Origin of the sequence: Bradyrhizobium sp. YR681 (genome assembly GCF_000282615.1) — a bacterium.
Classification (GTDB): domain Bacteria; phylum Pseudomonadota; class Alphaproteobacteria; order Rhizobiales; family Xanthobacteraceae; genus Bradyrhizobium.
Window position 1 is genome coordinate 1 of record NZ_AKIY01000197.1, and the last position, 25,717, is coordinate 25,717.

At 65.1% G+C, this 25,717-nt stretch carries 26 protein-coding genes and 1 tRNA gene; 15 read left to right on the forward strand and 12 right to left on the reverse strand.

All coding sequences use genetic code 11. The features are described from left to right. Positions 1 to 17: 17 nt before the first annotated feature. Positions 18 to 1,706, reverse strand: a complete 1,689-nt coding sequence (locus PMI42_RS18155) for an MFS transporter (RefSeq protein ID WP_008136704.1) — start codon at positions 1,704 to 1,706, stop codon at positions 18 to 20. Between the two features lie 137 nt (positions 1,707 to 1,843). Here PMI42_RS18155 and PMI42_RS18160 point away from each other — a divergent pair, with 137 nt between their 5' ends. The 7 genes from PMI42_RS18160 to PMI42_RS18190 all read left to right on the forward strand — a co-directional run bounded on the left by PMI42_RS18160 (position 1,844) and on the right by PMI42_RS18190 (position 9,721). After that, positions 1,844 to 3,214 carry a hypothetical protein gene (locus tag PMI42_RS18160; RefSeq protein WP_008136705.1) on the forward strand — a complete coding sequence of 457 codons (1,371 nt, stop codon included), beginning with the start codon at positions 1,844 to 1,846 and terminating at the stop codon, positions 3,212 to 3,214. A gap of 48 nt (positions 3,215 to 3,262) precedes the next feature. Further along, complete coding sequence (locus PMI42_RS18165; RefSeq protein WP_008136706.1) at positions 3,263 to 4,630, forward strand: cytochrome P450; 1,368 nt, start codon at positions 3,263 to 3,265, stop codon at positions 4,628 to 4,630. A gap of 50 nt (positions 4,631 to 4,680) precedes the next feature. Then, positions 4,681 to 6,090 (forward strand): adenylate/guanylate cyclase domain-containing protein, encoded by a 1,410-nt coding sequence (locus tag PMI42_RS18170; RefSeq protein ID WP_008136707.1) that lies wholly within the window; start codon positions 4,681 to 4,683, stop codon positions 6,088 to 6,090. A 297-nt stretch (positions 6,091 to 6,387) separates the two neighbouring features. Then, entirely contained in the window at positions 6,388 to 6,876 is a 489-nt protein-coding gene (locus PMI42_RS18175) for a tellurite resistance TerB family protein (protein ID WP_008136709.1), read from the forward strand. A gap of 228 nt (positions 6,877 to 7,104) precedes the next feature. Next, positions 7,105 to 7,884, forward strand: a complete 780-nt coding sequence (locus tag PMI42_RS18180; RefSeq protein WP_008136711.1) for an SDR family NAD(P)-dependent oxidoreductase — start codon at positions 7,105 to 7,107, stop codon at positions 7,882 to 7,884. A 128-nt stretch (positions 7,885 to 8,012) separates the two neighbouring features. Next, the gene (locus PMI42_RS18185) at positions 8,013 to 8,807 is read left to right on the forward strand and encodes a glutamine amidotransferase (RefSeq protein WP_008136713.1); all 795 of its coding nucleotides are present in this window, start codon (positions 8,013 to 8,015) and stop codon (positions 8,805 to 8,807) included. Between the two features lie 101 nt (positions 8,808 to 8,908). Next, positions 8,909 to 9,721 (forward strand): enoyl-CoA hydratase, encoded by an 813-nt coding sequence (locus tag PMI42_RS18190; RefSeq protein WP_008136715.1) that lies wholly within the window; start codon positions 8,909 to 8,911, stop codon positions 9,719 to 9,721. 103 nt (positions 9,722 to 9,824) lie between these two features. Here PMI42_RS18190 and PMI42_RS18195 read toward each other — a convergent pair. After that, a tRNA-Ala gene (locus PMI42_RS18195) sits at positions 9,825 to 9,900 on the reverse strand. A 216-nt stretch (positions 9,901 to 10,116) separates the two neighbouring features. Here PMI42_RS18195 and PMI42_RS18200 point away from each other — a divergent pair. From PMI42_RS18200 to folD, 3 genes are read left to right on the forward strand one after another with little or no spacing between them, the layout of a single operon-like run. Continuing rightward, positions 10,117 to 10,407 carry a YggT family protein gene (locus tag PMI42_RS18200; protein WP_007598721.1) on the forward strand — a complete coding sequence of 97 codons (291 nt, stop codon included), beginning with the start codon at positions 10,117 to 10,119 and terminating at the stop codon, positions 10,405 to 10,407. A gap of 15 nt (positions 10,408 to 10,422) precedes the next feature. Next, positions 10,423 to 10,776: a DUF167 domain-containing protein gene (locus PMI42_RS18205; RefSeq protein ID WP_008136724.1), complete on the forward strand. Its 354-nt coding sequence runs from the start codon at positions 10,423 to 10,425 to the stop codon at positions 10,774 to 10,776. A gap of 1 nt (position 10,777) precedes the next feature. Further along, a complete protein-coding gene (gene folD / locus PMI42_RS18210) occupies positions 10,778 to 11,662 on the forward strand; it encodes a bifunctional methylenetetrahydrofolate dehydrogenase/methenyltetrahydrofolate cyclohydrolase FolD (protein WP_008136726.1) in 885 nt (294 codons plus the stop codon). A gap of 137 nt (positions 11,663 to 11,799) precedes the next feature. Here the strand turns inward: folD and ppa are convergent, their stop codons facing one another. Beyond that, the gene (gene ppa, locus PMI42_RS18215; RefSeq protein ID WP_008136727.1) at positions 11,800 to 12,339 is read right to left on the reverse strand and encodes an inorganic diphosphatase; all 540 of its coding nucleotides are present in this window, start codon (positions 12,337 to 12,339) and stop codon (positions 11,800 to 11,802) included. 194 nt (positions 12,340 to 12,533) lie between these two features. Continuing rightward, positions 12,534 to 13,043 (reverse strand): GNAT family N-acetyltransferase, encoded by a 510-nt coding sequence (locus PMI42_RS18220; protein ID WP_008136728.1) that lies wholly within the window; start codon positions 13,041 to 13,043, stop codon positions 12,534 to 12,536. A 265-nt stretch (positions 13,044 to 13,308) separates the two neighbouring features. Between PMI42_RS18220 and PMI42_RS18225 the strand changes: the two genes are divergently transcribed. From PMI42_RS18225 to PMI42_RS18240, 4 genes are read left to right on the forward strand one after another with little or no spacing between them, the layout of a single operon-like run. Beyond that, the gene (locus tag PMI42_RS18225; RefSeq protein ID WP_008136730.1) at positions 13,309 to 14,193 is read left to right on the forward strand and encodes an alpha/beta hydrolase family protein; all 885 of its coding nucleotides are present in this window, start codon (positions 13,309 to 13,311) and stop codon (positions 14,191 to 14,193) included. Further along, positions 14,190 to 14,657, forward strand: coding sequence for a DUF2269 family protein (locus PMI42_RS18230; protein WP_008136731.1), 468 nt, complete (start codon positions 14,190 to 14,192; stop codon positions 14,655 to 14,657). Before PMI42_RS18225 ends, PMI42_RS18230 begins: the two co-directional genes overlap by 4 nt. An 8-nt stretch (positions 14,658 to 14,665) precedes the next feature. Continuing rightward, positions 14,666 to 15,985, forward strand: a complete 1,320-nt coding sequence (locus tag PMI42_RS18235; protein ID WP_008136733.1) for an SDR family oxidoreductase — start codon at positions 14,666 to 14,668, stop codon at positions 15,983 to 15,985. Next, the gene (locus PMI42_RS18240; RefSeq protein WP_008136734.1) at positions 15,985 to 16,392 is read left to right on the forward strand and encodes a thiol-disulfide oxidoreductase DCC family protein; all 408 of its coding nucleotides are present in this window, start codon (positions 15,985 to 15,987) and stop codon (positions 16,390 to 16,392) included. Before PMI42_RS18235 ends, PMI42_RS18240 begins: the two co-directional genes overlap by 1 nt. 32 nt (positions 16,393 to 16,424) lie before the next feature. Here the strand turns inward: PMI42_RS18240 and PMI42_RS18245 are convergent, their stop codons facing one another. From PMI42_RS18245 to PMI42_RS18275, 7 genes are all read right to left on the reverse strand, one after another. Next, the gene (locus PMI42_RS18245) at positions 16,425 to 17,672 is read right to left on the reverse strand and encodes a flavin monoamine oxidase family protein (protein WP_008136737.1); all 1,248 of its coding nucleotides are present in this window, start codon (positions 17,670 to 17,672) and stop codon (positions 16,425 to 16,427) included. A gap of 200 nt (positions 17,673 to 17,872) precedes the next feature. Beyond that, the gene (gene typA / locus PMI42_RS18250) at positions 17,873 to 19,699 is read right to left on the reverse strand and encodes a translational GTPase TypA (protein ID WP_008136739.1); all 1,827 of its coding nucleotides are present in this window, start codon (positions 19,697 to 19,699) and stop codon (positions 17,873 to 17,875) included. Between the two features lie 260 nt (positions 19,700 to 19,959). Further along, on the reverse strand, positions 19,960 to 20,142 hold the full coding sequence (locus PMI42_RS18255) for a hypothetical protein (RefSeq protein ID WP_349526361.1): 183 nt from the start codon (positions 20,140 to 20,142) through the stop codon (positions 19,960 to 19,962). A gap of 87 nt (positions 20,143 to 20,229) precedes the next feature. After that, the gene (locus PMI42_RS40070; protein WP_008136742.1) at positions 20,230 to 20,487 is read right to left on the reverse strand and encodes a hypothetical protein; all 258 of its coding nucleotides are present in this window, start codon (positions 20,485 to 20,487) and stop codon (positions 20,230 to 20,232) included. Further along, complete coding sequence (locus PMI42_RS18265; protein ID WP_008136744.1) at positions 20,484 to 21,929, reverse strand: radical SAM protein; 1,446 nt, start codon at positions 21,927 to 21,929, stop codon at positions 20,484 to 20,486. The genes PMI42_RS40070 and PMI42_RS18265 overlap by 4 nt, the downstream gene beginning before the upstream one ends. Beyond that, on the reverse strand, positions 21,910 to 22,626 hold the full coding sequence (locus tag PMI42_RS18270) for a prolipoprotein diacylglyceryl transferase (protein WP_008136746.1): 717 nt from the start codon (positions 22,624 to 22,626) through the stop codon (positions 21,910 to 21,912). The genes PMI42_RS18265 and PMI42_RS18270 overlap by 20 nt, the downstream gene beginning before the upstream one ends. 89 nt (positions 22,627 to 22,715) lie before the next feature. Then, positions 22,716 to 23,483 (reverse strand): Crp/Fnr family transcriptional regulator, encoded by a 768-nt coding sequence (locus tag PMI42_RS18275; protein WP_008136748.1) that lies wholly within the window; start codon positions 23,481 to 23,483, stop codon positions 22,716 to 22,718. A gap of 185 nt (positions 23,484 to 23,668) precedes the next feature. Between PMI42_RS18275 and PMI42_RS18280 the strand changes: the two genes are divergently transcribed. Then, positions 23,669 to 24,052 carry a response regulator gene (locus PMI42_RS18280; RefSeq protein ID WP_008136749.1) on the forward strand — a complete coding sequence of 128 codons (384 nt, stop codon included), beginning with the start codon at positions 23,669 to 23,671 and terminating at the stop codon, positions 24,050 to 24,052. A gap of 19 nt (positions 24,053 to 24,071) precedes the next feature. Here PMI42_RS18280 and PMI42_RS18285 read toward each other — a convergent pair whose 3' ends face one another. Beyond that, entirely contained in the window at positions 24,072 to 25,613 is a 1,542-nt protein-coding gene (locus tag PMI42_RS18285; RefSeq protein WP_035966051.1) for an alkaline phosphatase D family protein, read from the reverse strand. Positions 25,614 to 25,717: the final 104 nt, after the last annotated feature.

Below are 25,717 nucleotides of genomic sequence, written 5' to 3' on the forward strand. Positions count from 1 at the left end.
GGGCTACGAAGCAAAACCTACGTACTGCTCCCCGCCGCGCTCGCGACCACGGGCAGCACCTCACTTGCGGCCTGGTCCGGCGTCTCTTCCTTCCAGCGCACCGAGCCGAACGGCCGTTCCAGCATGCGGCGGATCCGCACTGGCTCGGGCCCGATGTGGAAGTCGATCGCCTGCTGATGCAGCGCGCGTTCGGACTGCGTCGAGCGGTTGCGCTGGCGTAAGTAATCGAACCAGGTCGGGCAGTGATAGCGCTCGGTCCACAATTCGGGGTCGGCGATGTCGCGCGCGATCGACCAGCCATAGGCGCCGTTGCGCTGCCGCGACAGCTGGACGTCCTGCATCACGTTGTGAAAGGCGCGCGCGTTCTCCTGGCCAACGCGGTATTCGATCTCGACCACCAGCGGCCCGCTGCGGCCGGTGATCGACAGCTTCACCTCGGGATCCGCCAGCACGTCGGCGTCCTCGTTGCGGGCGCCGACACGCGGCATCGTGAGCCAGAGCCCGAGCAGCGGCGAGATCAGCATCAGGCCGGCGGCCGTCAGCAGCGCGACCTCGACGCCGGCATAGTCGGTGAGATGGCCCCAGCCCCAGGCGCCGATGGCGATGCCGCCGGAAATCGAGGCCTGGAATGCCGCGAGCGAGCGGCCGGCGACCCAGCGCGGCGCCGAGAGCTGCACGCCGATATTGAACAGTGCGACCGCCGCCATCCAGACCGCGCCGGCGAGCACCAGCGCCGCCGCCGTCAGCACCGGCTCGTTGCTCACGGCAAGCGCGGCCATCGCGAACGCCATCGAGAGGGTGCAGGCGCGGATCGCGGCCTCGCCGCTCATGCGCTTGCGCAATTCGTGGATGTTGAGCGCGCCGACGACCGCGCCCATGCCGAAGGCGCCGAGCATGATGCCGTAGGTCTGCGCGCCGCCATGCAACAGGTCGCGCGCGACCAGCGGCATCAGCGCCATGATGGCACCGCCGATCAGGCCCATCACCAGCGTACGCAGCAGCACGATCTTGATCGGCGGCGAATTGGTGATGTAGCGGAAGCCCGAGACCATGGCGCGGTTGAGCTTTTCCCGCGGCAGGCGCGAGGGCTCGGTGTTGCGTCGCCACAGCAGCAGCACCACCAGCAGCGGCAGATAGAGGATCGCGTTGCAGGCGAACGCGGCGACCGCGCCGAGCGAGGCGACGATGACGCCGCCGACCGCTGGACCAAAGCTGCGCGCGATGTTGTAGCTGATGCCGTTCAGCGCCACGGCCGACGGCAGCGCCTCGGGCGGCACCTGCTCGCTGACCGAGGATTGCCAGGCCGGGCCGAACAGCGCGTTGCCGCTGCCGACGACGAAGCAGAAGGCGAGCAGCGTTTCCGGCGTGATCAGCTTGAGCCAGGCCAGCACCGTCAACGCCGTCGCGCCGGTCAGCGCGATCATGAGCGAGACCAGGGTGACGACACGGCGGTCATACATGTCGGCGATGGCGCCGGCCGGCATCGAGATCAGCATGATCGGCAGCATCAAGGCGGTCTGCACCAGCGCGACCTTGTCCGCCGAGGCCGCCATCTGCGTCATCGCCCAGGCCGCGCCCACGCCCTGGATCAGGAGGCCGAGATTGGAGAGCAGGCTGGCCAGCCAGATGCGCCGGAACACGGTGTACCGCAGCGGTGCGGTGATGCCGTCGCCGGCGAATGTCTGACGGTTCGGCTGCTCGGTCATATCCCCTTCCAAATGGGCTGGCAGAGATGGTCTTTGGGTGATTCCGGCAAGATCAGTGATGCCTGCGAAAGTCCTTCGCTGTCCAGTGGTTAGGCCGCTATAAGCGGTGCAAAGAATTGTTTTGCCGGGAGGAACAGATGAGGCTGTCGCGACGGACGATCCTGCAAGGGGCCGGCACATTGCCTTTTGCACTTGCGAGCGTCCGGATGGGTGCATTGGCTCAAACCGCGCCCGCAGCGCAGGGCGCTGAGGTGCCCCCGATCCTGTTCGTCCACGGCAATGGCGACTACGACGCGCTCTGGATGACGACGCTTTGGCGGATGGAATCCAACGGTGTCGTGCGCGATCGCATGCTGGCGATCAATTTCACCGATCCCAATGCACGGAGCGACGACAAGGTCGAGCAGGCGAACCGCTCCTCGACCGAGGACCAGCGCCGCGAGCTCGCTGCTGCCATTGCCGAGCTGAAACGCCGTACCGGTGCGCCTCGCGTGGCGCTGGTCGGCAGCTCGCGCGGCGGTTACGCCATCCGCAACGTCATCAGGAACGGCGGCGCCAGCGATGTGAGTCATGCTGTGCTGTGCGGCACACCAAATCACGGCGTGTTCGCGACCGACGATCAGCCGAACAACGAATTCAACGGCCGCGGCGCATTCCTGCGCGGCCTGAACGAGGGCGAGAGCGAGGTGACGCCGGGCGTTGCCTTCCTCACGCTGCGCAGCGACGGCATGGACAAATACGCCCAGGCCGATGGCCGCTTCATCGGCAAGCCCGGCACGCCGACCGGTGTTACCGTCGAGGGGCCGGAGTTGAAGGGCGCCACCAATCTCGTGCTCGGCGCGCTCGATCACCGCGAGGTGGCGTTCCACCCGCGCGCTTTCCGCGAGATCTACAAGTTCATCGCCGGTCGTGAGCCCGCACGCATTGCGATCGTGCCGGAGCCGAGCGTCAGGCTGAGCGGCCTCGTCACGGGAACGCCCGGCGGCGTGTCGACCAATCGTCCGGTCGCAGGTGCAACCGTCGAGATATTCCGCGTCGATCCTGAAACCGGTGAGCGCAGCGGCAGCGCCGTGCACAGCTCGAAGACCGCTGCCGACGGCCGCTGGGGTCCGGCGCAGGTCGAGCCTGCCTGGGCGCTCGAATTCGTGCTGGCATCGCCGGATGCGCCGACGACGCATATCTACCGTTCGCCGTTCCCGCGCTCGTCCGACCTCGTGCATTTGCGGCCTGCGCGCCCGCTCGGGCCGGCGGACAAGGACGCCGGAGCCGTCGTGATCATGTCGCGGCCGCGCGGCTATCTTGGCCTGCCGCGCGATGTGGTGCTGCTCGACGGCAAGGAGCCGGCCGACGTCAAGTCCGGCGTGCCCACGGATTCGGCAGCGACCTTGCGGCTTCCGGCCAGCGAGGTCGGGCGTCACATCGTCGCCCAGTTCAACGAAGAACGAATTGTGGCCCGGCTCTGGCCAGCTTCCGAAAACAGGATTGCGATTGCCGAGCTGACTTACTAGCTATTTGCCTGCGAGCCCTTGCTGCGACGATATCTGCGGGAGAGAGCCATGAACATCGCCAGCGTGCGTCGGCCCATCATCCCTCCGACCCCGCCGCGTGCCCCGGATGACATGTCGTTCTTCGGCCGTATCGCGGTGATCCGGCAGAACATGATCGCAACCTGGGGGCAGCGCGCCTATGAGGAAGACGTCATCAAGGGCCGTTTCTTCCTCCGCAACAGTTTCATCCTCAATCAGCCGGATGCGATCCGTCACGTCCTGCTGAGCAATTACGAGAATTATTCGCGCACGCCGGCGGGCATCCGGATGCTGCGTCCCGTGCTCGGCGAAGGCCTGCTGATCGCCGAGGGGCACGACTGGACGTTTCAGCGCCGCACGCTCGCGCCGGCCTTCACGCCGCGCGCCACCGCCAATCTGGTTCCGCACATGACGGCGGTGCTGGACGAGACCATCGCCAAGCTCGATGCGCAGGCGAGCGCGCCGGTCGATCTGCGCGAGATCATGCAGCGCATGACGCTCGAGATCGCCGGCCGCACGATGTTCTCCTTCGGCATGGACAAGCACGGCGCCACCTTGCGTAGTTTCGTCGCGGAATATGGCGAGCGGCTGGGACGACCGCATTTCCTCGACATGCTGCTGCCGGTGTCCTGGCCGACCCCGCTGGATCGTGCCCGCGCCCGCTTCCGCACGCGCTGGACCGAATTCGTCGCGATGCTGATCGCCGAGCGGCGTGCGATGGGCAAGAAGGACGGCGCGCCACCGCGCGATCTGTTCGATCTCATGGACGAGGCGCGCGACCCCGAAACCGGCAAGGGCTTTTCCGACGAGCAGCTCGTCGACGAGGTCGCGACCATGATTCTCGCCGGGCACGAGACCACGGCGACCGCGCTGTTCTGGGCGCTCTATTTGCTCGCGCTCGATCCGGAGACGCAGGAGGAAGTGGCATCCGAAACCCGCGGCGAGCATCTCGACAGCATGGCCGACATCGACCGCCAGAAATTCACCCGCGCGGTGATCGAGGAGACCATGCGGCTCTATCCGCCGGCCTTCCTGGTCGCACGTGCCGCGCGCGAGAAGGACAATGCGGCCGGGGTCGAGATCGGCAAGGGTGACATCATCATGATCGCGCCCTGGCTGCTGCACCGGCACGAGAAGCTGTGGGACCAGCCGAACGCGTTCATTCCCAAACGCTTCATGTCGAAAGAAGCGCCCGACCGCTTTGCCTATCTGCCGTTCGGCGCGGGCCCGCGCGTCTGCATCGGCGCACCGTTTGCGCAAGCCGAGTCCGTGCTGGCGCTGGCCCGGCTGGTCGGCGCGTTCCGTGTCGAGCTCGCCGACAGCATTCCCGTGATCCCGCATGGCGTCGTCACGACCCAGCCGGACCGTTCACCCCTCTTCAGCATCATGCGTCGATGACAGGCGGCTGCCTGATCGATGGCGTGATCCAACAGCGATAGAGTTACGCCATGAGCGACATCCAGGCCCAGTTCTCCGTTCTGAAGCAGACCGCCGATCCGAAGGTGGCCGATGCGATCGCGCGGCTCATCGAGGACGGCGAGGATCACGAGCTCAACCGCGTCAACGTCCTCGACTTCGCCGCGCAGCAGGGTGTCGACGAAGAGCATGCGATCTCGGCGTTCCTTCATGCGGCGCGGCTTGGGTTGTTCGATCTCGGCTGGAACGTGCTGTGCCCGGGCTGCGGCGGCGTGCTCGGCGCGCACACGACGTTGAAGGCGCTCAAGCCGGACGACTATCACTGCGCGCTCTGCGCCTGCGGCTACAAGGCCTCGGTCGACGATCAGGTCGAGGTCTCCTTCACCGTGAACCCGCGCGTGCGGCGTATCGCGGCGCACGACCCCGATACGCTTCCGGTGTGGGAGTATTTCAAGCAGGTGTTCTGGAGTTCCGGCGTCGACTTCAACAAGGACTCGTTCGCGACGCTGGCCAACGAGGTCACGCTGGATACGATGGAGCTGCCGGCCGGCGAGAAGGCGACCATGTCGCTGCAGCTGCCGAACGATTTCATCATCATCTTCGAGCCGGTGACGCACGCCGCCCATTTCATCGACGTGCAGGGCGAGCCGACCAGGGACCGCCAGCAGCTCGCCATCATGTACAACAAGGTGCAGGCGCCGACGGGGACCACGACCATGCGGCCGGGTCCGCTGCGGCTGTCGCTGGAGAACCAGGCCGGCGTGCGCGTGCTGCCGTCGGTGTTCATCGCGGCCGAGGCGCTTCACCACCTCATCGGCAAGCGCAAGCCGTTCCTCACCGCCAAGCGCATGCTGTCGAACCAGACCTTCCGCGATGTGTTCAAGGCGGACAATCTCAGTCTCGACCAGCGGCTCCAGATCACGTCGTTGACCTTCCTGTTCACGGATTTGAAGGGATCGACTGCGCTCTATGAGCGGGTCGGCGATCTCGCCGCGTTCGATCTCGTGCGCGCGCATTTCCACGCGCTGCTGGAGATCATCTCCTCCGAGAAGGGTGCGGTGGTGAAGACCATCGGCGACGCCGTGATGGCGACCTTCGTTCGCCCCGAGCATGCCATCGTTGCGGGCCTGCGGATGCGTGCGGCGATGGACGAGCTCAACAAGAAGCGCGGCACCGACGACCTCATCGTCAAGATCGGTATCCATGAAGGCCCGTGCCTCGCGGTGATGCTCAACGAGCGGCAGGATTATTTCGGCCAGACCGTCAACATCGCCGCGCGCGTGCAGAGCCTGTCGACCGCGCAGGAGATCCACATCACCGGCCCGGTGCTGGATGCACCCGCGGTCGCCGAAGTGCTCAAGCAGCGCGAGATCAGGCCGATCCAGAAACAGGCCGCACTGCGGGGCATCGCCGACAAGATGGTGGTGTACGAGATCCCGTGAGGGGTTCGTGACGCCCGCCACACATTCCGTCATTGCGAGGAGCCCTTGCGACGAAGCAATCCAAGCTGCTTCCGCGGAACGATTCTGGATTGCTTCGCTACGCTCGCAATGACGATGTGGGGACAGGTGAGCAAAACTTCCGCCGTCAAGCCCGGCCATGACGGCAACTACCGCGCCCAGATTGCCTAAACGTAATACGCGCGCGGAACTGACGCACGTTGCGCCGGTTGAGTTTCCTGCTCATATAATGCTGGTAACGCCGCGCTCCCGCGGCGTCATCGATCTCGGTAGGACCTTATGCTCGACGGCCTGCGCCAATTCATCGCCGACATTGTTGCTCCCCAGGCCGGGGATCGTGCATTCGGCGACAGCGATTACCGGCTGGCGGCAACCGCCTTGCTGGTTCACGTCGTCTCGCTGGACGGCCAGCCGACGGCGGCCGAGCAACGCAAGCTGCACAACCTGATCGAAAGCCATTTCGGGCTCGATCGGGGCACGGCGGATCGCCTGATCGCCGATGCGACCCAGGTCGAGGGCGAGGCGGTCGACCTCTATCACTTCACCAGCGTCATCATGCGTTCGCTCGACGAAGAGGGCCGCAAGCGCATCGTCCAGATGATGTGGGAGCTGGTCTATGCCGACGGCCAGGTCTCCGAGTTCGAGGATAACGTCGTCTGGCGCGCCTCCGACCTGCTCGGGATCGCGCAACGCGACCGGATCGACCTGAAGCATGCGGTCGCGGACCGTGCCGGTAGCCAGGTGAAGGACGGCGCCGTCGGCGGCTGATCGCTCCCGACACGGCGAGTTGCCGGTTGTGCCGACCACATGACGAAACTTTAATGTAGCCCCCGGCCGGCCCGACGGTGAATTTGCCCGCAAATACCCGGGTTTTCCGCTTTCCCTGACGCCCGCTCACGCGGCCATGCTGCCAGCGCCGCTTGCCTGTCGCGCATGGCCTATGCTCTCGTCCCGTCATTACGGGGCCAAAAAACGTCAATTCAAGAGACTTTGATCGTGACTGAGCGCGTAACCTTGATCACCGGTGCCTCGGCGGGCATAGGCATGGAGCTGGCGCGTGTGTTCGCCGCGAACGGACACCGCCTCGCACTGACCGCACGACGGGCGGACCGTCTCGAGGCGCTCGCGAACGAGCTTGCCGCCAGGGGTGGGAAGAAGCCGATCGTGATCGCCTGCGATCTCCAGGACGCCGGTGCCGGCGACAAGATCGCCGCCGCGCTCGCGGCCGAAGGCGTCGAGCTCGACAATCTCGTCAACAATGCCGGCTTTGGTGCCTTCGGAGACGCCATCGAGTGCGACCGTGTCGCGCAGCTCGGCATCGTCGATGTCAACGTCCGCGCGCTGACGGATCTGTCGCTGCGCTTTGCCGATCAGCTGATCAGGAACAAGGGCGGTCTTCTCAATGTCGGATCGGTCGCCGGCTTTCTGCCCGGCCCCGGCATGGCGGTCTACTACGCGTCCAAGGCCTATGTGATTTCCCTCACCGAGGCCCTGCGCGCGGAGCTCGCGCCGCGCGGCGTTCGCGTCACCGTCCTCTGCCCGGGTCCGGTGCCGACCGAATTCCAGGCGCGCGCCGGCGTCGGGTCCGGGCACAATACCGCCCTTCTCAACGTTCCCGCCTCCGATGTTGCGCGACAGGCCTATCGCGGCCTGATGGCCAACAAACGGGCAGTGCTGCCGGGGCTCGGCATCAAGATTGTGCCGTTCGCGCTGCGCTTCTTCCCGCGCGGCTTCATCCTGTCCGCCACCAGCAAATTTCAGCGACAGAGACATTAAACAAGCGCTCAGCGCCCGTAGTGGCCCGGAGCTTGCTTCAATATTGGAGCGCGTGTGCGCGAACTCACACGATGTTAACCACCGCTTAGCTATGCTGGCGGCTTGAACCGATAGCACTCGCAGAGGCCATGTCGTTCCGGACGGACAGGTTTGGTGGCGCAGAACTGGTGCCCTTCTCAAGAAGGACGCCGAGCGCCGCCGCCTCCGAACCGAAATTGCCGGTTCTCATTATCCTGCATCAGGAATCCTCGACGCCGGGTCGTGTCGGCAATGCGCTCCGCGCGCTGGGCCATCGCCTCGACATCCGCCGTCCCCGCTTCGGCGATCCCCTGCCTGAAACGCTCGACCGGCACGCGGGTGCGGTATTTTTTGGCGGCCCGATGAGCGCCAACGATCCCGATGACTACATCCGCCGCGAGATCGACTGGATCGAAATTCCGCTCCGCGAACAGCGGCCGTTCCTCGGCATCTGCCTGGGGGCGCAGATGCTGGCGATGCAGCTGGGCGCGCGCGTCGCGCCGCATGCGCAGGCGCTGACGCAGATCGGCTATTACCCGATCCGTCCCACAGCTGCGGGCCACGCGCTCTGCCCCGACTGGCCGGCGCAGGTCTATCACTGGCATCGCGAGGGATTCGAGTTGCCGCGAGGTGCCGAATTGCTTGCGGAAGGCGATGATTTTCCGATCCAGGCCTATCGCGCCGGCAATGCCTTCGGCGTGCAGTTTCATCCCGACGTGACCTACGCGATGATGCATTGCTGGACCACGCGCGGCTATGACGGCCTCAGCGCGCCCGGCGCGCGGCAGCGACATCACCATTTCGCGGACCGTGCCGTGTACGACGCGGCGGAACGCGCCTGGCTCGATCATTTCATCGACGGCTGGCTGGTGCGCCGGCCGGTGCTGGCGCAAGCCGCCGAGTAATCGCGCCTCCCTGGCGCAAGCCCTTGCCTCACCGTTGGATATGCTAGGCTCGTTCCCAACGAGCGCGCGCGAACGCGTGCCGGCAGCAAAGGGAGAGCGCGATGGCCTACGAACACATTCTCTATGACGTCAGCGACAAGGTCGCGACCATCACGCTCAATCGGCCGGACCGCATGAATGCGTGGACGCCGATCATGGAGCGCGACGTGCGTCACGCGATGGAGGCGTCGAGCGCCGACGACAATGTTCGCGTCATCGTGCTCACAGGCGCGGGCCGCGCCTTCTGCGCCGGCGCGGACATGGATGCGCTGAAGGGTCTCGATCCCAACGACGTCAGGCGCGCCTCGAACCTGCCGCCCTTCGACATGAACCGCCGTCCGGACTGGCAGACGCGCTACGGCTTCTATCCGTCGATCGGCAAGCCCGTGATCGCCATGCTCAACGGCGCGACCGCCGGCATCGGCCTCGTTCATGCACTCTATTGCGACCTGCGCTTTGCCGCCGACAACACCGTGTTTACGACAGCTTTCGCGCGGCGCGGGCTGATCGCCGAGCACGGCATGTCCTGGATGCTGCCGCACATCGTCGGCCATGCCAATGCGATGGACCTGCTGCTCTCGGCCCGGCGCGTGGGAAGCGAAGAAGCGCTGCGGATCGGACTGGTCAACCGCCTCTGCTCACCGGAAAAGCTGCGCGAGGAGACCTATGCCTATGCGCGCGACCTCGCCGATTTCGTCTCGCCGAGCGCGATGGCGGTGATCAAGCGGCAGCTCTACGAGGTTCCGTTCCAGACCCTGGCGGAAGCCACGATCGAGGCGAATCGCGAGATGATGGTGGCGCTGAACGGCAGCGATTTCCGGGAGGGGGTGGCGAGCTTCATGGAGAAGCGGCCGCCGCGGTTTACGGGGAGGTAGGTCCGGAGGCAGTCCGTCTTCGCCCTGCGGGCTTCGCCGGACACCACGCTTCGCCCTTGGGGCTCCTCGTGGCTGCGCCACGCGTAGCCCGAAGGGCGAAGCGTGGTGGAGCCAGGCGGGATCGAACCGCCGACCTCGTCATTGCGAACGACGCGCTCTCCCAGCTGAGCTATGGCCCCTTTGCTGGCCGCTCTGGTGAATGCGGCCGACAACCGGGCGCCATTTAAGTCCCCGGCAGGGTCAAGTCAAGGACGGCTGTAAGGCGGTTTTAGCCATACCGGCACCGACTTCCCTTGTTTGGGCGGGAGGGAACCGATATCTAGCAAAGGCGTCAATCCCGACCGCAGCCAGAGTTTCAAAAGCCAGAGTCTTCAAAAGCCAGGTCTTCAAAAATCATGCGTGCCGTTCTCGACATCGTCATCATCGTGCTCGACCTCTACGTCTGGCTGCTGATCGCCTCCGCGATCCTGTCCTGGCTGATCGCTTTCAACGTCGTGAACACCCGCAACCAGTTCGTGTCGGCGGTGGCGGAGTTCCTGTACCGGATCACCGAGCCGGTCCTGGCGCCAATTCGCAATTTCCTGCCCAGCCTCGGCGGCCTCGACATCTCGCCGATCATCCTGATCCTGCTCATCATGTTCATCGAGCGGGTGATTTTGTATTACATCTACCCGAACGTGATCTGAGCAGGCGGGAGCGCCTTGGTTGCCAACGAAGCTCGCAAGGAACCTTGGCGTTACTCCACCGCAGGAATCAGCATCGCGCTGCGGGTGACGCCGCGCGGTGGCCGCGACGACATCGACGGGATCGAGCAGCTGGCCGATGGCCGCAGCGTGCTCAAGGTGCGGGTGCGGGCGATTGCCGATGGCGGTGAGGCCAACAAGGCCGTTCTGGTGCTGCTGGCGAAATCGCTCGGCGTGCCCAAGGCCAGTGTAAAACTGCTATCCGGTGCCACCTCACGGCTGAAGCAGATCGCGGTCGACGGCGATCCGGCGCGGCTCGGCGAAGCCTTGCGCAAGCTCGCGTCAGCCAAATCGACAGACCAAGGGAACTGACATGACCGCCAAGATCATCGATGGGAAAATCATCGCAGCGGAGCTCCGCGCCCGCGTCGCTGACGAGGTCGCCCGCGTCAAGCGCGAGCACAATCTGGTGCCGGGCCTCGCGGTGGTCCTGGTCGGCAACGATCCTGCCAGCGAGGTCTATGTCCGCTCAAAACACACCCAGACCCAGGCCGCGGGCATGGCCTCGTTCGAGCACAAGCTGCCGGCCGACGTCTCGCAAGCCGACTTGCTGGCCGTCGTGGCCAAGCTGAATCGCGATCCCGCCGTGCACGGCATTCTGGTGCAGCTGCCGCTGCCGAAGGGATTGAACACCGAGGCCGTGATCAACGCCATCGATCCCGCCAAGGACGTCGACGGCCTGCATCCGAACAATGCCGGCCGGCTCGCCGGCGGTTTCGAGGCGCTGTCGCCCTGCACGCCGCTGGGCAGCATCATCCTGACCAAGAGCGTGCACGCCTCGCTCGAAGGCATGAACGCCATCGTCATCGGCCGCTCCAATCTGGTCGGCCGTCCGCTGGTGCAATTGCTGCTGAACGAGAACGCCACGGTGACCATCGCGCATTCGCGCTCGCGCGATCTGCCCGGGCTCGTGAAGCGCGCCGACCTCGTCTATGCCGCGGTCGGCAAGCCGGAGATGGTGCGCGGCGACTGGCTGAAGCCGGGCGCGACCGTGATCGACATCGGTATCAACCGCATCCCGAAGGACGACGGCAAGACGCGTCTCGTCGGCGACGTCGCCTATCAGGAAGCGCTCGGCGTGGCCGGCGCGATCACGCCGGTGCCTGGCGGCGTCGGCCAGATGACGGTGGCGTGCCTGCTGGTGAATACGTTGCGCGCGGCGTGCGCGATCGCGGGGCTGCCGAAGCCGGCGGTGTAGGCAAACTCTCGTGCCCCGGACGCAGCGTAGCGCTTCTTCAGCGGTGCGCTGCAGAGCCGGGCCCATGCTCGCGGCATTCTGGGTCCCGGCTCTGCGACGCGTCACTTCGTGCCGCATCGCGTCCGGGACACCAAAGCTCAGCCTTTCTTCTTGTTCTTCTCGCGCTCGATGCCTTCGAGGATCAGCTTGTGCGCCTCTTCCGGGCCGCCCCAGCGCAGGATCTTCACCCACTTGCCGGGTTCGAGATCCTTGTAGTGCTCGAAGAAGTGCTGGATCTGCTGCAGCGTGATATCCGGCAGGTCGGAATACGACTTCACCTTGTCGTAGCGCTGCGTCAGCTTCGACGAGGGCACGGCAAGAATCTTCTCGTCGCCGCCGGCTTCGTCTTCCATGAACAGCACGCCGACCGGGCGCACGCTCATGACGGCGCCGGGGATGATGGCGCGGGTGTTGATGATCAGCACGTCGCAGGGATCGCCATCGTCGGACAGCGTGTGTGGGATGAAGCCGTAGTTACCGGGGTAACGCATCGGTGTGTAGAGGAAGCGGTCGACCACCAGCGTGCCGGCTTCCTTGTCCATCTCGTATTTGATCGGTTCGCCGCCCACGGGGACTTCGATGATGACGTTGACGTCGTGGGGGACGTTTTTCCCGATCGAGACTGCATCGATACGCATTCAAGGCTCCGTTATTGCCGAGGTTAAATCGCGCCCGGCAGCGATTTTGGCGCTGTCATACGCGGGCTTGGCCCGCCAATCCATCGTGTTTTTGTCAAATAATGAATCCAGCGATCACCGGCCCATAAGGCAACGGTATCGACGGATGGGGAGTGCTGCCGGTTAAGCTCTCAGCAGCTCAATTGGTCCAAATCTCAATTGGTCCAGGCGAAGGCGACCTTGTCGAGCGACTTCGGCCCGAAACGCTCCGAGGAGCGCGCCACCATCCGGCCACCGAGGGCCCGGTAGAACTCGGTCGCGGGATCGTTGTCCGAGAGAGCCCACACCACCATGCTCTTGAGGCCGCTCTGCATCAGGTCGCGCCGTGCGGCGGCGAACAGGCGGCGGCCGAAGCCGAGGCCCTGGAACTCGGGGCGCAGATAGAGCTCATAGATCTCGCCGTCGAAGTGCAGGCTGCGGGCGCGGTTGCGGCCGTAATTGGCGTAGCCCGCGATCTTGTCGCCGAACACCAGCACGCTGACGCGGCTGCCCTTGCGGATCGCGCTGTCCCACCATTGCGGACCGCGGCGGTTGATCAGCTTCTCCAGCTCGGCGCCGGGAATGATGCCCTGATAGGCGGAACGCCAGGCTTCGTCATGGGTCGATGCCACCGCAGTTGCATCTGCGGCTTTGGCCGGCCGGACCTCGATCAGGGTTGTGCTCATGGACACGATCAAACCAAGTCGCCGCGCCGGCGGCAAGACCTATCGTTAATTATCGGTTAACCTGTGGATTTTCTGCATCAGTATTTTAACCATGTTGTACCGAAAGAGGACAAGGCCCGCCCCGAACGGCAGCGGCTTGCCGTGCGTCGGTGCAAAACTGTGTTGCGGCAACCAATGAACGGCGATGGCACCGCAGAAAGTCCGCCCAGGATGATTCGTTCCCGCTAGTCTGAGCTTCGCGGTCCGTGCTCGCCTTCGGCAATTCATGCGGCTCTTCAACATTCTTGCCCTTCTGCCTCTGCTGTCCCTGCTGACCGCGCCGTCTCTGTGCGCTCAGGTCACGTTCGGTGCGGCGGGCGCGGAAGGCGAGCCGTTTCGCCGGCAGGAATGGCGTGTGCCGTCGCCGGATACCGACATCGCCGCACAGGCCCTGCTGTTTCGTCCCGCGGGCGCAGGTCCGTTCCGGCTCGCCGTGATCGCGCATGCCTCGACGCAGAACGTGCTGCGTCGTGCGCAAATGCCGCAGCCGGAATACCGCGCGCTCACGGCGTTGCTCGTCGCGCGCGGCTTTGCCGTGCTGGTGCCGGAACGTCTCGGCCATGGCGCGACCGGCGGCCGCTATTTCGAGGACCAGGGCGGCTGCGACGAGGCGGACTATGCGCGTTCGGGCCGCGTGACGGCCGAAGAAATTTCGCTCGCGCTGGAGTTCTTGCGGCGGCAGGATTTTATCCGCAAGGACGGCGCGATCGTGATCGGCCATTCCGCCGGCGGCTGGGGCGTGCTGGCGCTTGCGAATGCCGACCCGAAGACGATCTCCGCGATCACAGCCGTTGCACCGGGGCGCGGCGGTCACGCCAATGACGAGCCGAACCGGATCTGCGCGCCGCACACGCTTCTCGCCGCCGCGGCCGAATTCGGCAAGACAGCGCGTATTCCCGTCACATGGCTCGTTGCGGCCAATGACAGCTATTTTCCGCCGGCATTTTCCAGGTTGCTGGCAGATGCATTTCGCAGTGGCGGCGGCAAGGTCGACTTCCACGCCCTGCCGGCGCTGGGCAGCGAGGGGCACTGGATGATCGAGACCGAAGCGGGTGTCAAAGCCGCCAGCCGCGAGCTCGATCGCGCCCTGACATCGGCGAAGAAGCCATGACGCTGTACTTCCTGGTCAAATATCTGCACGTGCTCGGTGCCATCGTCATCCTCGGCACCGGGACCGGTATCGCCTTCTTCATGCTGATGGCGCATCGCAGCCACGATGCGGAGTTCATCGCGCGCACCGCGTCGGTGGTGGTGATCGCGGATGCGATCTTCACGCTGTCGGCCGTGGTCCTGCAGCCGGTCACGGGCGGCTTGCTGATGATGCTTTCGGCGATGCCGATGACCGAACGCTGGCTGCTCGCCTCGCTCGCGCTTTATGTCTTCGCCGGCCTGTTCTGGATCCCGGTCGTGTTCATGCAGATCGAGATGCGCGATCTCGCGCGCAAGGCCGCTGAGCAGCGCGCCGCTCTGCCGGAGCGCTACTTCGTGCTGTTCCGCCGCTGGTTCGCGTTCGGCTTCCCCGGCTTCGGCGCGACGATGCTGATCCTCTGGCTGATGATCGCGAAACCGTTTTGAAGGAAGCGATGAACCAGCGAACCATCTTGGTGCTCGGCGCCTCCGGCCTGATCGGCCGCTTCGTCACCGACGATTTGCGCGCGCGCGGATTTCGCGTGGTCGGCGTGGCGCGCAGCCTGTCGCCGGCCCAGACGATGAGCGCGCTGGATATCGAGCTGCCGATCCTTTTGCTCGATGCGGACGCCTTGGCGCGGCTCCTCGGCGAGCATGCCGTCGACGTCGTCGTGAATTGCCTCGGCGTGCTCCAGGATGGCCCCGGCAGCGACACCAACGCCGTGCATCGCCATTTCGTCGCGCGCCTGCTTCAGGCGATCGAAGGCAGCGGCCGCGCGATCCGGCTGGTGCACATCTCGATCCCCGGAGCGGTCGAAGCCGACCGCACCGCCTTCGCATTGACCAAGCGCGACGCCGAGCGGCTGATCGCGGCCTCCGGGATTCCCCATGCCATCCTGCGGCCCGGCTTCGTGGTGGCACCGTCGGCCTATGGCGGCAGCGCCATGCTCCGCGCGCTCGCCGCTTTCCCGCTCGATCTGCCGACTGCGGAGATGGCGACACCGTTCCAGCCCGTTGCGGTCGAGGATATTTCGGCCACCATCGCCTGGCTCGCCGCGCGCGACATCGACGATGCGTCCGTGCAAGCCGTGGCCTGGGACCTGATGCAGACAGAACCTGTCACCATGGCCGGTGTCATCAAGCAGTTCCGGCTCGCATTCGGTACGGCGGGCTGGCCGCGTGTCGCGATGCCGTCTCTCATGCTCGGTCTCGGCGCCAGGATCGGCGATCTCGCCAATTATCTCGGCTGGATGCCGCCGATGCGCTCCACCGCCATCGCCGAACTCCGCCGCGGCGTCACCGGCGATCCTGCGGCGTGGATCGCCGCAACGGGCATCGCACCGAAAACGCTGGCTGACACGATCGGACGCCATCCCGCCACCATCCAGGACAAATGGTTCGCGCGGCTGTTCCTGATCAAGGCGCTGATTTTTGCGAGCCTGGTTGCGTTCTGGCTGGTCTCCGGCTTCATCGCCTTGTTCGTCTCCTACCGCGCCGCCACCGGTATTTTGACCGCGCACAATTTTCCGCCTGCGCTGGTCGATCCCATCACCATCGGCACCAGCCTGATGGACATGAGCATCGGCGGGCTGATCGCCTTCCGTCGTACGGCTGCGGTCGGGCTCGTGGCGGGCATCGTGGCCTCACTCGGCTACATGTTCGGCGCAGCGATCCTCACCCCCGATCTCTGGATCGAGCCGCTCGGTGCGCTGGTGAAGACCGGACCGGCCATCGTGCTGATGCTCGTGGCATTGCTCATGCTGGATAATCGCTGATGCCCAAATGGCCTGACGACGACGTGATCCTGTTCGACGGCGTCTGCATGTTCTGCTCGCGCTGGGTCCGCTTCGTTGCCAGGCGCGACACGGCGAAGCGCTTTCGCTTCACGCCGATCCAGTCGGACTACGGGGCGAAGCTCGCGCGGACGTTCGGCATCGATCCCGAGGACCCCGACACCAACGCAGTGATCCATGGTGGCGAGGTATTCGTGAAGTCCGACGCGGCGTTGACAGTGCTGTCGCAGCTGCCGGGATGGGGCTGGGTGCGCATGTTATTCGCCGTGCCGAAGCCGCTGCGGAATGCGGTCTACAGCCTTGTCGCGCGCAACCGTTATCGCATCTTCGGCAGGTACGATGCGTGCTTCGTGCCGGATGCCGATTTGCGGGCACGGGTGATCGAATAGCCCGTCATTGCTCGCAATGACGGAGTTTGCGGCTATGGCTTGCCCAGCGCCGCAAGTACTTCGTTCGCGGCGCGTTCGCCACTATCCCGCGCCCCATGCGCCGTCGTGAAGAAAGTCGGCGACGTCGCTTCTCCCGCAAAGAACAATCGCCCATCCACCGGCGCCGCCAGCACGGCACGATCCCCGGCATGCCCCGGCAACGCATGCGAATACGATCCCCGCGCAAACGGATCACGCGCCCAGCGCGATTCGTACAGCGGCTTCAGCTTGCGGCGGATGTCGTTGCCGAGAAAGCTTGCGATCTCGTCGATGCCGTGCGCGGCGATGGCGCCGTCGCCGGCGTCTTCCAGTTGCCGCGCAAAACTGCCGCCGAAAAAGCCTTCGATGCAGGGCTGGCCGAACGGGCGGATGTGATAGGTGCCCATATCGGTGCGCATGGTGGCGCCGCGCAGGTTTCCTTCCCTGGGGAAGGCTTCGGCATCGCCAAGCGCCAGCGTCACCTTGTCGTCGACGCCGAGCGGCAGGCCGGCTGCGGCGCTCACCTTGGAAGGCAGCGGCGGCGAGAAGCGGATCGCTTCGTCGGCGATCAGATTGGTCGGTACGGTGACGATCACCTTGTCGGCGGTCAGCGTGCCCAGCGATGTCTCTAGGCGAATGCGCTTTGCGGAATGATCGACCAGGGTGACGTTGCAGTTCAGCGCGACCGGGCAGGGCGCGCCGTAGGCGGCGATCAGGGCGCCATAGCCGCGGCGAACGCGCCAATTGGCGTCGGTGTCCTCATAGGCGTCCCAGTCCAGCGTGGACATATCCTTGAGTTCGCAGCCGTTGATGTAGGTCGAGATCGCGTCGATCATGGGATTCCAGCGATTGCCGGGCTCCAGGCTCAGGTTCGCCGGCTCGTCCTTGCCCTTTTGCGCGGCCTGCCAGAGACGCGCGTAGAACGCGTCCATCGCGCGCATGAAATCGTCACGCTCGCTTTGCGGAAAGGCATTGCCGAAGGCCCGCTCGCGCCAGGGCGGCAGGTCCTTGTTGACCTCGAAATCGAGTTTTCGCGCGATGGCGACGAAGGAATTCTTGTCGGCCGAATGCAGCCAGCCGCAGCCGACGTCGAAGGTCACCTCGGGCGAGGCCTGCACCGTCCAGGCGCGGCCGCCGAGCCGGTCGCGTGCCTCCAGCACGATCACGGAGTGGCCGGAGCCGGTCAACGCATGCGCCGCGCCGAGGCCGGCGGCGCCGGCGCCAATGATCGCGACATCGACGGAGGAGGGCAGGGAGCTCATGGGCGGGCTCTAGCACGTTCGCTGGGAGTGCTGAAGTCGCCACGCGCACAGCTCTCGTGTCCCGGACGCGGTGCGGCGTGCAACGCCGCTCCGCAGAGCCGGGACCCAAGGTGATGGGCGGGTGATGAGAAAGCTGGGCCCCGGCTCAGCAGCGCATCACTATCGTGCTGCGCTGCGCCCGGGGCACGAGAGCGGTGGCCTTACGCCACCGCTTCCTTGGACTTTTCCGCGCGCTTGCGCTCGTTCGGGTCGAGGTGCTTCTTGCGCAGGCGGATCGACTTCGGGGTGATCTCGACCAGTTCGTCGTCCTCGATGTAGGCCAGCGCCTTTTCGAGCGTCATGCGGATCGGCGGGGTTAGGCGCACAGCCTCGTCCTTCGAGGTCGTGCGGATGTTGGTGAGCTGCTTGCCCTTGAGCACGTTGATCTCGAGATCGTTGTCGCGGGTGTGCTCGCCGACGATCATGCCCTTGTAAACCTTCCAGCCGGGCTCGATCATCATCGGGCCGCGGTCTTCCAGCTTGAACATGGCATAGGCGACCGCTTCGCCCTGGTCGTTGGAGATTAGGACGCCGTTGCGGCGGCCCTGGATCGGGCCCTTGTAGGGCAGGTAGTTGTGGAACAGGCGGTTCATGATCGCCGTGCCCTTGGTATCGGTCATCAGCTCGCCCTGGTAGCCGATCAGACCACGGGTCGGCGCGTAGAACACCAGACGCAGGCGGTTGCCGCCGGACGGCCTCATCTCGATCAGCTCGGACTTGCGCTCGCTCATCTTCTGCACGACGACGCCGGAATGCTCCTCGTCGACGTCGATCACGACTTCCTCGATCGGCTCCAGGGTCTGGCCGGTGGCTTCGTCCTTCTGGAACACGACGCGCGGACGCGACACCGAGAGCTCAAAGCCCTCGCGGCGCATGGTCTCGATCAGGATCGCGAGCTGCAATTCGCCGCGGCCCGATACTTCCATCGCGTCCTTGTCCTGGGACTCGACCACGCGCAGCGCGACGTTGCCTTCGGCTTCGCGCAGCAGACGGTCGCGGATCAGGCGGCTGGTGACCTTGTCGCCTTCGGTGCCGGCGAGCGGCGAGTTGTTGACGATGAACGACATCGACACGGTCGGCGGATCGATCGGCTGCGCCTGCAGCGGGATCTCGACGGTCGGATCGCAGAACGTGTCGGCCACGGTGCCCTTGGGCAGTCCGGCGATGGCGACAATGTCGCCGGCTTCGGCAATATCGACCGGCTGGCGCTCAAGGCCGCGGAACGCCAGGATCTTGCTGATCCGGCCGGTTTCCACCAGCTTGCCGTCACGCGACAGCACTTTCACGGCTTGGTTCGGCTTCACCGTGCCGGATGTGATGCGGCCGGTGATGATGCGGCCGAGATAGGGGTTGGCCTCGAGAATCGTGCCGAGCAGCCGGAACGGACCTTCCTCGACCACCGGCGGCGCCACATGCTTGATGACGAGATCGAACAGCGGCTTCATGCCGACGTCATGGGATGCGTCCGGCGAGTCAGCCATCCAGCCGTTCTTGCCCGACCCGTAGAGGATCGGGAAGTCGAGCTGCTCGTCGGTAGCGTCCAGCGCCGCGAACAGGTCGAACACCTCGTTGACGACTTCGGAGATGCGGGCGTCAGGACGATCGACCTTGTTGATGGCGACGATCGGCTTCAGGCCGAGCTTGAGCGCCTTGCCGACCACGAATTTGGTCTGCGGCATCGGGCCTTCAGCGGCGTCGACCAGCACGATCACGCCGTCGACCATCGACAGGATACGCTCGACCTCACCGCCGAAATCGGCGTGGCCGGGGGTGTCGACGATGTTGATCTGGGTGTCTTTCCACTGCACCGAAGTGCATTTGGCCAGAATGGTGATGCCGCGCTCGCGTTCCAGATCGTTGGAATCCATCGCGCGCTCGACCTGGCGCTGGTTGTCGCGATAGGTGCCGGACTGCTGCAGCAGCTTGTCGACCAGGGTGGTCTTGCCGTGGTCGACGTGGGCGATGATGGCGATGTTGCGGAGGTTCATGGGTGAGCTTCTTTGCGGTCGGACAATGGGTTAAGCGCGATCTCGCCGGTCGGACCGGGACCTCTTCTCGAAACAACGCTGGAAGACTGGAAACGGGCGCTTTCCGCCCAAAAAGGGCCGCCCGGCCATCTTGACCAGGCACCCTACGCGTTGCGGCGCAATATATGCAAAAACCGCCAAAAAACAATGTGTTCTTTGGCCGTTGGTTGATTGAATTTTGTCCGGGAATCTCCGGGGGTTAGGTGCCGTTCCGGACCGGCCTAGGCCTTTCGCCCCTTGATGGCCGCCCAGATCAGGGCAATGCCCCCGATGCCGACGACCAGTCCCAGCAAGACCAGCGGCGCGATGTCCGAGTCGATCTTGCCCCCATCGATTACCGAGGCCCCTCCGAACAGCAGCGCGCAGAGGCCTGGCAGCAGCAGGATGATCCCGAACAGCACCATGACCGCCGTCGCACAGCCGCCGCGCCGCGATGGGACGGCCGGAGGCGGCGGGGGCGGGGGTTCGAAGTTGCTCATGGTGATGCGACGCTATGGCCGGGGCTTGGGTGGGGTCGCGACGCGAATGAAAAGGAAGATGGAAATCCCGATCAGGACCAATCCGATCAGGCCAAATGCGTCGGCTTGGCCGGCGAATGCCATAAAGCACAGGCCGGGGAAAAGCAGCACCACGCCGGCGACCACCATGAAAGCGGTCAGGCAGCCGTTGCGCTGTGGCGGTGCTGTCGGAGACGCGTCCTCCTGAAGCGGCGGCTGTGGCGCGGGAGGGGGCGTGCCGGTGTCGCTCATCGCGAGACCTCCTCGCCCTGCCTCACATCCCGATAGGTCTGCCCGGCCAACGCCGCGCGGATGCCGTCGATCTTTCCGTTGCGGTAGAACAGATTGTAGGTGTCGAACGGGATGATCGCCCCTTGCTCCGTCACGAAATGGATGCAGGAGCGCTTGACGTTGCCGACGCAGAAATTGAAGCGGTCGAGAAACTGCACGATGGTGACGCGGAAGACGTTCTCGTAAGTGAGCCCTTGCGGCACCTGAAAGCTCGGCAGGCAGCACAGCAATTCGCAGACCCGCTCGGAGGTGTTGAGCGGGCCCGACGACAGCGAGAACAGGTCGACGAATTTTTCCCGCAGCATCGGATATTTCTCCGGGCTGATGGTGTTGGGCATCACCGCGACCAGCTGCTCCTGCGGGATCAGCGACGTCAACGGCAGCACCTTCTCGCCATTGCGCAGGCCGTAGCCGATCGAGATGCTTTCGGGGTTGCAGGGCAGCGGGATCATGTCCTTGTCGCCGAAGATGCCGGTTTCGACCACGCGCTGGCGGATCTCCGACAGCATGATGCGGTCGGTGGTCTTGTCGAAATTCTCGTTTCGGCCGGCGTCCTGCACCGGCTGGAGCGTGACGCCGCGCACGCATGTCCACGTCAACGCATGGCGGACGATGTCGCCGATCTCGGCATCGTTGACACCCCGCTTGATGGTCGCCACCAGCGTGGTCGACACGCCGAAATGCTCGAGATTTTCCAGCGCCTGCTGGCGGATCTTGCGCAGATCCGCGCCGCGCAGGTTGACCAGCGCGTCGCGCTCGAGCGAATCGAACTGGAGATAGATCTCCAGCCCGCGCCTGTTCTCGGCGAGCTTTGCCACGAAATCCCTTTCGCGGGCGATGCGCAGGCCGTTGGTGTTGATCATGACATGGCGGATCGGGCGGGCGCGCACGGCGTCCAGGATCGCGAAGAAGTCAGGATGCAGCGTCGGCTCGCCGCCGGAAATCTGCACGAGATCGGGCTCGCCCTCGCTCGCGACCAGCGCGTCGAGCATCTTCTCGACCGTCGCGAGCGGGGTGAATTTCGTTCGTGCCGGCGCGGAATCGGCGAAGCAGACCGGACAGGTGAGATTGCAGTGTTCGGTGATCTCGATCAGCGCCAGGCAGGAGTGCTGCTCGTGGTCGGAACAGAGGCCGCAATCGTAGGGGCAGCCGAATTCGGTGCGGTGCTGGAATTGCAGCGGCCGGTCGCCCGGCTTGATGAAATCCTTGCACAGGCGCCAATAGGCCGCGTCGGTGGAGACGAGCGTCGACTGGACGCCGTGCTCCCTGCAACGCTTTTCGTACCAGACCTCGTTGCCCTGGATCTGGATCTTGGCCGGCACCAGCTTGAGGCAGGTCTCGCAAAGGGACTGGGTCTGGCCCCAGAAGACGTAAGGGCGCGACTTACGCAACGGCGCGTTCATGCACAGATCTCGCTTTCGGCGCCGTCGCCAGCATGATTGCGGCGTAGAGCAGGATGGACAGCGACAGCAGGTGAAACAGCGTGAGGGGGCCGATCAGCGCGCCATAGGGCTTGAGGAATTCCCACAGGAAGCGCTGCGCCCCATAATAGAGGAGAACCAGGTAGAAACCATTGGTGATCGCGAACGCGTTCCGGTTCAAGACCGCCAGCACATAGAGCAGCGCGAACACGGCCATCGCGGCGCTCTCGTAGAGCTGCACGGGATGGCGAAGAACGCCGTCGCCGAAATCATGGCCCCAGGGCAATGCCGTCGGCGTGCCATAGGTGAAATCGTCGAGGCCGGCAAAATAGCAGCCGAGCCGTCCGATCGCGATGCCGAGGGCCAGCGGCAGTGCAAACCGCGCGCCGGTGCGCAAGGCGATGCCGGCGGTCCATTTGTACAGCTCGATCGCCACGATACCACCGGCAAGCGCGCCCTCGACCGAGCGCGCAATGCCGCTCTCGCCCGACAGCCACAGATTGGCGGAGCCGAACAGATAGGCGCCGACGCCGGCGCCGAACACCAATGCAGCGATGTAGGGCAGCTCGAACGACTGCGCAGGAAACCGCAAGCCCTGTCGCGACAGCCAGTAAACCGCCGCCGCTGCCGCCAGCCACGCCGCGATGTCGAAGACAGTGTGAAGGAATGCCCCGCTCATGCGGGAACGAGCATAGCATGGCAGAGCTGTCGCGTCGCTCGCCGGCATTCTCCCATGGAACGGGGCGTCAGGGCGGCGCGCTGGAGCTGCTAGCCTGTGCTGCTTGTTTCCTCCGTCGGGTAAACCCCGCGCAGCACCTCCTCGAAATGGGTCTTCACCGCCTCGTTGCAGAGGCAGGCGCGCAGGCGCAGGCCATCGCGGTTGCGGACCAGGATCGAGCCGCGCCGCGTGTCGAGGACGCCCTCGACCCTGAACGACTGCAGCACGCGGCTCGCATAGCTGCGCCCCACCCCGAGCAGCGTCGCAAGCTGCTCATGCGTCAGCGGCACGCTGTTCTCGTCGCCGGTCCGCTCCATCGCCGCCAGGATCCATTTCGCCGTGCGCTGCTCGATCGAGTGGATGGCGTTGCAGGCGGTGGACTGGAAGATTTGCGCCAGCATGCAGTCGGCATAGCGGGCGAAGATGTTGCGCAGCGACGGCGAGCGCAGCTTGGCCGCCTCCAGTTTGGCGACGTGAATGCGCGCAAACGGGCCGCCGAATTTCACGCAGATGCGGGTATAGGCCGGCAGAAATCCCTCGCTGACGATGCCGCCGACCGCGCCCTCGCGGCCGACCAGGATGGTCTCGACGTCGCGGCCGTCCTCGTTGGGAACGAGAAACGTCGCAAGCGAGGGACCACAGGGAAAGTGCACGACCTGGACATCGTCGCCGGGGCTGTAGAGCAGCTCATTGGCTGCCGCATCGTCAACGCTGACATGCGGCGCGAGCAGCGCATAGTCCGCCGCGCTCAGGCGCCGTAGCAGATTGTTGGCCGGGCGGCTGCCGATTTCGTTTGCCTTGCTGATACGCACGTCCATCGTAATTCCCCTGCTCGCCTTTCGACAGTAGCGAGGTCCGTCCGTCGGCTGTGTGCACAAGTGGACAGACGTGAAAACTGTTGTGTGGTGAGTTTCGTTCCGGGAACCCTCCGATGCGCTGGGCGCAGGCGTCGTGATGCGGCTGTCCTGATTGGAAAATGATGCAGCCCTCAGTAGCCAGGATCATGATACCTGCTCCCCCCGACGGCTCGGCCGAAATGCCCGCCGATGTTCTGATCGTCGAGGACGATCCGATTATCGCCATCGACTTCGAGGATCGCCTGCTGGGTTTTGGCGTGACGAGCGTGCGCACTGTAGGTTCAGTGGCCCAGGCGCTGGAGGTGATCACGACACGTCCGCCCGATTTCGCGCTGCTCGATGTCGAGCTCATCCGCGAGAAAAGCTTTGCGATCGCCGACCGGCTGGCGGCGCTGAAAATTCCCTTCGTTTTCGTGACCGGTTACGGCGCGGAGACGCGCATTCCCTCGCAGTTCGCTGCACGGCCGCGTTTGCAAAAGCCGTGCCCCAGCGATGCGCTGGAAGCCGCGCTGCGGACGCGCGGATCCTGACGGCGCCCCGGCGTCAGCTTCAGGCGAGTTTCGGGTCGAGCGTGGTCGACCACAGCGCGACGTCGGCGCGGTCACGCAAGGTCACGGTCATCTGGCCGGAGGCGCCGTCGATCTTGACGTGACCGAAGAATTGCATGCCGGCGGAGGGAGGCAGGTTCTGGCTGTCCTTGCCCGGCGCCTTGACGAAGCGCACCTCGGGCCCAAACGTGTTGTCGAGCGCGTTCGGACCGAATGTGCCAGCGTGCAGCGGGCCCGAGACGAATTCCCAGAACGGCTCGAAATCCTGGAATTGCGCCTTGTTCGGATCGTAATAATGCGCGGCGGCGTAGTGCACGTCCGCGGTCAGCCACACCGTGTTGCTGACAGGCGCCATCTTGATGAAGCGCAGGATGTCGGCGATCTCGAACTCGCGGCCGCGCACCGGGCCGTCGCCTTGCGCAACAGCTTCCGAGCCGCCCTTGGGCGTATCCGAGACGACGAGACCGATAGGCATGTCTGAGGCGATCACCTTCCATGTCGCGCGCGAGTTCAGTAGGCCGCGCTTGAGCCAGGCGATCTGGTCCGGGCCGAGGAAGTAGCTGGCCGGGCCGTATTCCGTTTCGAGATTGGCGCCGTTCGGGCCGCGATAGCTGCGTTCGTCCAGCATGAACACGTCCAGATGCGGGCCGTAGGAAATCTGGCGATAGACCCGGCCCGGCTCCACGATGCTTTCGCGCATCGGGTACATCTCGTGGAAGGCGCGGCCGGCGCGGGCTGCGAGCAGCGAGATGTCGCGCACCTTGTAGGCCGCCGGCAGTGCTTTCGACAGCGACCAGTTGTTGGTCACTTCGTGGTCGTCCCACTGCACGAAAACAGGTACTTCGGCATTGAAGGCGCGGACGTTCTCGTCGGTGAAATTGTATTTGTGCGCCGCGCGGTACTCGTCCAGCGTCTCGGCGACCTTGGCTTTCTCCGGGATGGTGACGTTCTTCCAGGTCTTGCCGTCGGCAAGCTTCACCTCGGATTCGATCGGGCCGTCGGCATAGATGGTGTCGCCGGAGTGCAGGAAGAAATCCGGACGGTGCTTGCGCATCGCGGAGAAGGTGGCCATGCCGCCGTCATCCGGGTTGATGCCCCAGCCTTGCCCTGCGACATCGCCGCCCCAGACGAAGCTGACGTCGCGGCGGTCGGCCGGCGCGGAGCGGAAGCGGCCGGTCACCGGCTCGCCCTCGATCGCGCCATGCGAGAGATCGCGGAAGCGGACGCGATAAAAAATGTCCTGCCCGCTCGGCAGGTTCTCGATCAGCATCTTTGCGGTGAAGTCGCTTTCGGGGAGTGCTGCGATCGGCGGCAGCGCGCGGGCGTCCTTGAACGATTCGGTGGTCGCGACCTCGACCAGCATCTGCGAGGGCCGGTCGGCGCGGGCCCACACCACGCCGCCGCTGGAGGTGACGTCGCCTGACTGCACGCCATGGGTGACCGCGGGCCGGTCTGCGGCGCGCGAGAGATAGGGCATCGCGATGGTGCCAAGCGCACCGGCGCCGGCGGTGAGAAAACGGCGACGCGAGAATTTGATGTGCATGATGGATTCGCTGGCTTTCCTGGGCGCATCCAGCGCCGTCATTCCGGGACGGTCCGAAGGGCCGGACCCGGAATCTCGAGATTGCGGATTCGCGCTTGGCGCGC